Annotated in this window: 7 protein-coding genes (1 of these 7 cut by a window edge); 4 read left to right on the forward strand and 3 right to left on the reverse strand. The window is 67.2% G+C overall.

What is annotated here, in order from left to right:
* The first annotated feature begins 49 nt into the window (after nucleotides 1-49).
* Nucleotides 50-3040, forward strand: a complete 2991-nt coding sequence (locus tag DTA22_RS20620; RefSeq protein ID WP_112300735.1) for an acyl-CoA synthetase — start codon at nucleotides 50-52, stop codon at nucleotides 3038-3040.
* A gap of 38 nt (nucleotides 3041-3078) precedes the next feature.
* The gene (locus DTA22_RS20625) at nucleotides 3079-3291 is read left to right on the forward strand and encodes a Trm112 family protein (RefSeq protein WP_005247353.1); all 213 of its coding nucleotides are present in this window, start codon (nucleotides 3079-3081) and stop codon (nucleotides 3289-3291) included.
* On the opposite strand, the gene DTA22_RS20630 is transcribed toward DTA22_RS20625, so the two are convergent.
* From DTA22_RS20630 to DTA22_RS20640, 3 genes are read right to left on the reverse strand one after another with little or no spacing between them, the layout of a single operon-like run.
* Complete coding sequence (locus DTA22_RS20630; protein WP_037237323.1) at nucleotides 3292-3918, reverse strand: TetR/AcrR family transcriptional regulator; 627 nt, start codon at nucleotides 3916-3918, stop codon at nucleotides 3292-3294.
* Nucleotides 3915-4670, reverse strand: a complete 756-nt coding sequence (locus DTA22_RS20635; RefSeq protein ID WP_037237320.1) for an ABC transporter permease — start codon at nucleotides 4668-4670, stop codon at nucleotides 3915-3917. The genes DTA22_RS20630 and DTA22_RS20635 overlap by 4 nt, the downstream gene beginning before the upstream one ends.
* Nucleotides 4670-5401, reverse strand: coding sequence for an ABC transporter ATP-binding protein (locus DTA22_RS20640; RefSeq protein WP_112300736.1), 732 nt, complete (start codon nucleotides 5399-5401; stop codon nucleotides 4670-4672). The genes DTA22_RS20635 and DTA22_RS20640 overlap by 1 nt, the downstream gene beginning before the upstream one ends.
* Before the next feature lie 39 nt (nucleotides 5402-5440).
* Here DTA22_RS20640 and DTA22_RS20645 point away from each other — a divergent pair, with 39 nt between their 5' ends.
* Nucleotides 5441-6112, forward strand: a complete 672-nt coding sequence (locus DTA22_RS20645) for a DNA-3-methyladenine glycosylase (RefSeq protein WP_112300737.1) — start codon at nucleotides 5441-5443, stop codon at nucleotides 6110-6112.
* 8 nt (nucleotides 6113-6120) lie between these two features.
* Nucleotides 6121-6785 carry the 5' portion of a tyrosine--tRNA ligase gene (gene tyrS / locus DTA22_RS20650; RefSeq protein WP_112300755.1) on the forward strand. It continues 613 nt past the right edge of the window, so only the first 665 of its 1278 coding nucleotides appear in the window; the start codon lies at nucleotides 6121-6123; its stop codon lies beyond the right edge, outside the window.

Raw genomic sequence — 6785 nt, forward strand, 5'->3', positions numbered from 1 at the left:
GAGGGCGGGCGGCAGCGAGACGTGCGTCACGGTTCGAGAGTCTGGGAGAGTGTTCGTGGGACTGAATACCGAAACGGTGATGGGCCCGATCCGTCGCGTGGTGGCGACGGCGCAGAACGGGTTGGAGGTAGTTCGTCTCGGCGGACTCGAGACGGACCTCACCACATCGCCGTTCGAGGTGGTCGAACGCGCACCGATGTACCGGCTCCGGCGGTATTTCCCCGACACCGACCCTGCCGACGCAAGGCCCCCGATCGTCCTGGTCCCGCCGATGATGATGTCGGCCGACGTGTACGACGTGACCCGGGATCAGGGTGCGGTCGGCATCCTGCACTCGATGGGAATCGACCCGTGGGTTGTCGACTTCGGATCGCCGGATTCCGAAGAGGGCGGGTGGGATCGGAATCTCGCCGACCACATCGTCGCGATCAGCGAGATCATCGACCAGGTGCGGGCGCACACCGGTCGTGACGTCTACCTGTCCGGATACTCGCAGGGCGGTATGTTCGCCTACCAGGCTGCCGCGTACCGCCGCAGTCGCAACATCGCCGGCCTCGTGACGTTCGGCAGTCCGGTCGACACGCTCGCCGGGCTGCCGTTCGGCATCCCGGCAGGATTCGCCACCGACGCCGCCGGCTTCCTCGCCGACCACGTCTTCAACCGGCTCGCGGTGTCGGGGTGGATGGCGCGCACCGGTTTTCAGCTCCTCGATCCCGTCAAGACACTGAAGTCGAGGCTCGACTTCCTGCGTCAGCTGCACGACCGGGAAGCGTTGTTGCCGCGGGAACAGCAGCGACGATTCCTCGCGACCGAGGGCTGGGTGGCGTGGTCCGGTCCGGCCGTCGCGGAGTTGCTCAAGCAGTTCATCGTGCACAACCGCATGATGACCGGCGGGTTCGTGATCAAGGACCAGGTGGTGTCGCTCGCGGAGTTGACCTGCCCCATCCTCGCGTTCGTCGGGGAGGTCGACGACATCGGTCAGCCGTTGGCCGTCCGCGGCATCCGCCGGGCCGCCCCACGGGCGAATGTGTACGAATCAACTTTGCGAGCAGGACATTTCGGTCTCGTCGTCGGTTCGGCTGCGGCGACCCACACATGGCCCACGACCGGGAAGTGGGTGCTGTGGAACGAGGGTCTCGGGCCGCGGCCCACCAACATCGAGCTCATGCGCTACGACGAACATTTCGGCAGCGAATCCGGAGTCTCCATCAGCGACCGCATCATTCACACCGTGGCATCGGTCGCCGAGGTCGGTGTCGGGGTCGGCAAAGGGATCAGTGATTTCGCTTCGGGGGCGCTGCGGGGAACGGTGGAGCTGTCCGGCGAGGCCACGCGGGCGCTGCCGCGGCTGGCCCGGCTCGGTCAGATCCAGCCCCACACCCAGATCTCGCTCAGCCGGTTGCTGGCCGAACAGGGTCGAAAGGCGCCGGGCGGCGAGTGCTTCCTCTTCGACAATCGCGTCCACACCTACGCGGCGGTCAATCAGCGGATCGACAACGTGGTGCGCGGCCTGATCCAGGCCGGTGTCCGTCCCGCCGCCCACGTCGGCGTCGTGATGCAGACGCGGCCGAGTGCGCTCGCCGCCATCGCGGCGTTGTCCCGTCTCGGTGCGGTGGCTGTCTTGCTGCCCCCGGGCCGGGAGGTCCACACCGCGATCCGCATCGACGGTGTCGAACGCATCGTCACCGACCCGGAGAATCTCGACGCGGCGATCGCGACCGGGATGCAGGTCCTGGTTCTGGGCGGTGGCGACCAGCGCGAACTCGATGTGGATCCGTCGGCGAACGTCGTGGACCTCGAGAAGATCGACCCCGCCGCCGTGACACTGCCGGGCTGGTACCGGCCTGATCCCGGTCTCGCTCGTGAACTGGCATTCATCATCTGCAGTGAGTCCAACGGCCACTGGGAGACGAAGCAGATTACCAACTACCGGTGGGCGCTGTCGGCGTTCGGAACGGCCTCGGCCGCCGATCTGGACCGTGGCGACACCGTGTATTGCCTTGCACCCCTGCATCATTCGTCGAGTCTGCTGGCCGCGATCGGTGGTGCCGTGGCAGGTGGCTCCCGGATCGCGCTCTCACGCGGAGTCGATCCCGAGCGGTTTGCCGAGGAAGTCCACCGCTACGGGGTGACCGTGGTGAGCTACACGTGGACGATGATGCGCGAGATTCTCGACGCCGAGAACCTCGCGCTCGACGGCAGTCACCCCGTCCGGCTCTTCATCGGATCCGGAATGCCGCAGGGACTGTGGCGTCGCACGACGGAGCGGTTCGCACCGGCGAAGGTCCTCGAGTTCTACGCGTCCACCGAGGGCGACGTCGTACTCGCGAACGTCGCAGGCGCGAAGGTCGGGGCGAAGGGCCGACCCCTCCCGGGGAGTGCCGAGGTGCGGCTCGCGGCCTACGACCCGATCGCCGGCCGGCTGCTCGAGGACGAGCAGGGGTTCATCCGGGAATGTCAGGACGACGAGGTCGGTCTGCTCCTCGGCCGGGCGGGCGTGCACGCAGAGATGTCCGGCGGCGCGATGCGGGGGATCTTCGCCGCGGGCGACGCCTGGATTCCGACGGAGAACCTCTTCCGTCGCGACGCCGACGGGGACTACTGGCTGGTCGACCACAGGAAGACCGTCATCGCGACTCCGAGGGGAGCCGTGTTCACTCAGCCGATCGTCGATGCGCTCGTGTCCGTCGATCGCGTCGACCTCGCGGTGGCCTACGGGGTGGAGGTCGGAGACCGGACACTGGCCGTGGCCGCGTTCACCCTCCGCGAAGGGCGGGCGCCGAGGCTGGCGGAAATCTCCGACGCCTTCGAGGTGCTTCCTCCCGCGCTGCGACCCGACATCATCCAGGTAGTGGAGGACATCCCGCTGGGGTCCTCGTACCGTCCGAATGCCGAGGCGCTGAGCGCGGCCGGACTGCCCAAGCCGGGAACCCGTGTGTGGTACGTCGATCCGGAATCGCAGCAGTACAAGCGACTGACCAAGGCCGTGGCCGCGGAGTTTCAGAACGGCTCGGCGGGGGTGCCTGCCGGTGCGCGGTAACCTGACACTGCTCACCCGAACGGTTGGAGAGGACTTCCGTGGTTATTGATCCGACGTTGCTCGGCATTCTCGCGTGCCCACAGGACAAGGGTCCTCTGCTGTTGGTCGGCGACGAGCTGCTCTACAACCCTCGCCTGCGGCGGGCGTATCCCATCGAGAACGGAATTCCCGTCCTCCTCATCGACGAGGCCCGGGACGTCGGCGCGGACGAGCACGAGACACTGCTCGCGCGGGCTGCCGGCGAGGCCTGATCACACCGGCAGAGCGCCGGTGAGGTAGCGCTGCAACGTCGGTCCGACGATCGCGACGAGGTCGTCGACGGGCAGGGACGCGAGCGGCTCGAATTCGAGGATGTACCGCGTCACCAGAACCCCGGCCATCTGGGATGCCACCAGCTGCATGCGCAGCATCCCGGTTCCCGGCGGATCGTCGACGCGTGGTCCGAGGTCTCGGAGCACGACCTCCAGGAGGAACGTGCGAATGAGATTGGGTTCGTTCCCCGCCATCGCGGACCGGAACGCCGCGACCACGGCGGGCTTGTGCGGCGACTCCCAGACGGAGAAGACGGCCCGGGCGAGGTGGCTGCCGACCTCGCCCGTCGGAATGTCGAGCACCGGCGCGATCACCTGCGTCGGATCCACGGGAATGTCGACCGAGGCGAGGAACAGTTCACGTTTGGTTCCGAAGTAGTGGTGGATCAGGGCGGAGTCGACGCCGGCCCCGGTGGCCACGGAGCGCACGCTGGTTTTGTCGAAGCCATTCTGTGCGAACATCTTCCGTGCAGTCGTCAGGATTCGTGACCGGGTGTCCGGGTTGCCCGGGCGTCGTCCCGTGCGCAGCCCGGGGGTGGCGTCTGCGCGTGTCGCGGGCTCGGTCATGGTGTGCGACGCCTCAGGGTCGCGGCGCCCAGCGACAGTGCGAGAAGCGCGAAGGCGGCGACCACGGCCAGGTCTCGCCACATGACGCCCGTCGCGCCGGGATGGGTGGCGACCTGCTGCAGTGCGTCTACCGCATAGCTCAGCGGGAGGACGTTGCTGATCCACTCGAGCCACGTGGGGAGCTGATCCCGTGGAACGAGGAGCCCGCACAGGAAGAGCTGGGGAACCACGACCACCGGCATGAACTGCACCGCCTGGAACTCGGTCCGCGCGAAGGCGCTGCACAGTAGGCCGAGGGCGACGCCGAGGATCGCGTTCAGCACGGCGATCAGCAGCACCCACGTCACGCTGCCCTCGGTGGTGAGGCCGAGGAATCCGAACGAGACGACGCAAGCCAGCGCCGCCTGGGCAGCCGCGGCGGTGGAGAACGCCGCCGCGTACCCGCCGAGCAGGTCGAGTTTGCCCAGCGGGGTCGTGAGGAGGCGTTCGAGCGTTCCCGACGTGCGTTCGCGTTGCATCGCGATCGATGTGACGAGGAACATCACGACGAACGGAAGGATGCCGAGCATCGTGATCGCGACGCGCTCGAACAGCGACTGCTGACCGGGGGGCGCCGGAACGTTCTGGTACAGGAAGTACAGCAACACCATCAGCAGGCTGGGTACCACCAGAATCATGGCGACAGTGCGGTGATCCGTTCGCAGTTGCGCGAGGATCCGGCCCGCAGTGGCCGCGAAGATCGTGACGTTCATCAGTTCTCGCTCCCGACATGTGATGCGCGAATGAGGTTCAGGAAGGCGTCTTCGAGGCTCGTCTCACCGGTCTGCTCCCGGAGTTCGCCGGGGGAGACCTGCGCGAGAACGTAACCGTCGCGCATGAGGAGCAGCGAAGCGCAATGTTCGGCCTCGTCCATGACGTGGCTCGAGACCAGCAGGGTGGTACCGGCCTCGGCGAGAGCGTCGAACCGTTCCCACAGTTCGACGCGTAGGAGTGGGTCCAGGCCGACGGTCGGCTCGTCGAGGACGAGGATTTCGGGGCGCGCCACCAGGGCGCAGGCGAGGCTGACCCGTCCGAGCTGTCCTCCCGACAGGTCCGCCGCCTTCTGGGTGGCGAACCGGGTCAGCCCCACCGCGTCGATGGCTTCGGTGACCGCGTTCGACGGCTGACCGTAGAGCGCGGCGAAGTAGGCGACGTTCTTCTTGACCGTGAGGTCGGCATACACGCTGGGTGACTGGGTGACGTATCCGACGCGGCTCCGCAGCGAGACCGAGCCTGCGGGGGAGCCCAGCACCGTGACCGTCCCCGATTCCACGATCTGAGTGCCGACCACGCACCGCATCAGCGTGGTCTTTCCGCAACCGGAGGGTCCGAGGAGGCCGGTGATGGAACCGCTCGGCACCTCGACGTCGATGCCGTGCAGCACTTCGTTCTTGCCTCTGCGCACGTGCAGATCTCGGATGTCGATCGCCGGGCTGCCGGTCATGGCGGGCCTCAATTCATCACAGGGTGAATTCATTGCTTGATGAATTATGCGACCGCCGGGGTGGCGTCGTCAACGGTTGTGGAGAATCGGGACGTGACCATCGATCGACTTGACCGGGCCGAACCCGTCGACGCCGCGCGAATCGTCCTCGGATCCACGCTGGTCGTCGGAGACGTCCGCATCCGCATCGTCGAAGTGGAGGCGTACGGCGGGGAGAAGGACGGCCCGTGGCCCGACCCGGCATCGCACTCGTACCGGGGGAGGACGCCGCGCAACGAGGTGATGTTCGGACCGGCCGGGCACCTGTACGTCTACCGCAGCTACGGGATGCACTTCTGCATGAACGTGTCGTACGGGCCGGTCGGAGTCGCGGGCGGGGTGCTTCTCCGTGCGGGCGAAGTGCTCGACGGTTGCGCGACGGTCCAGGCGCGCAGGCCCCACGTCACGCGACCCGCGGAGTGGGCGCGCGGTCCCGGCAACCTGGGGTCCGCGACGGGCGTGACCCTCGCGGAGAACGGTGCGGCGCTGTTCGAGTCCGATTCGCCGGTTCGACTGGAGGTCGCGGAGTCGGACGGCTGGGTGAGTGGTCCCCGCGTCGGTGTCAGTACGGCCGCCGACCGGCCGTGGCGCTTCTGGATTCCGGAGTCGCCGGCCGTGTCCGCGTACCGGAGAAGCCCGCGTGCGATGTCCGCCGACGAGCAGATGGGATGATCGAAACCGTGACTGAGAACATCATCGATGAACTGACCTGGCGCGGGCTCATTGCCCAATCAACCGATCTGGACGCGCTGCGTCGTGATCTCGATGCCGGACCGGTCACGCTCTATGCCGGTTTCGATCCGACCGGACCGAGTTTGCACGCCGGCCATCTCGTGCCCCTGCTCGCGCTGAAGCGCTTCCAGCGTGCGGGCAACCGCCCCATCGTGCTGGCCGGCGGAGCGACCGGTCTGATCGGCGACCCCCGCGACGTCGGTGAGCGGACGATGAACTCCGCCGACACCGTGGCCGAATGGGCCGATCGGATCCGGGGTCAGCTCGAACGATTCGTCGACTTCGACGACTCGCCGAGCGGCGCGATCATCGAGAACAACATGAACTGGACCGGCAAGCTGTCGGCCATCGACTTCCTGCGCGACGTGGGCAAGCACTTCTCCGTCAACGTGATGCTCGCGAGAGACACCGTGAAGCGGCGCCTCGAATCCGACGGCATGTCCTACACCGAGTTCAGCTACATGCTGCTCCAGGCCAACGACTACCTGCACCTGCGGCGCAGTCACGGCTGCTCGCTGCAGGTCGGCGGATCCGACCAGTGGGGCAACATCATTGCCGGCGTCGAACTGAACCGTCGCATCGACGCCGAGTCGGTGCACGGTCTGACCGTCCC

It is taken from the genome of Rhodococcus wratislaviensis (assembly GCF_900455735.1).
Classification (GTDB): domain Bacteria; phylum Actinomycetota; class Actinomycetes; order Mycobacteriales; family Mycobacteriaceae; genus Rhodococcus_F; species Rhodococcus_F wratislaviensis.

What these genes read in the sequence shown, in the direction of transcription:
- DTA22_RS20630 (WP_037237323.1), bottom strand. Translation starts at nt 3,918, where the DNA reads ATGACCGAGCCCGCGACACGCGCAGACGCCACCCCCGGGCTGCGCACG.
- DTA22_RS20645 (WP_112300737.1), top strand. Translation starts at nt 5,441, where the DNA reads ATGAATTATGCGACCGCCGGGGTGGCGTCGTCAACGGTTGTGGAGAAT.
- DTA22_RS20635 (WP_037237320.1), bottom strand. Translation starts at nt 4,670, where the DNA reads ATGAACGTCACGATCTTCGCGGCCACTGCGGGCCGGATCCTCGCGCAA.
- DTA22_RS20640 (WP_112300736.1), bottom strand. Translation starts at nt 5,401, where the DNA reads ATGACCGGCAGCCCGGCGATCGACATCCGAGATCTGCACGTGCGCAGA.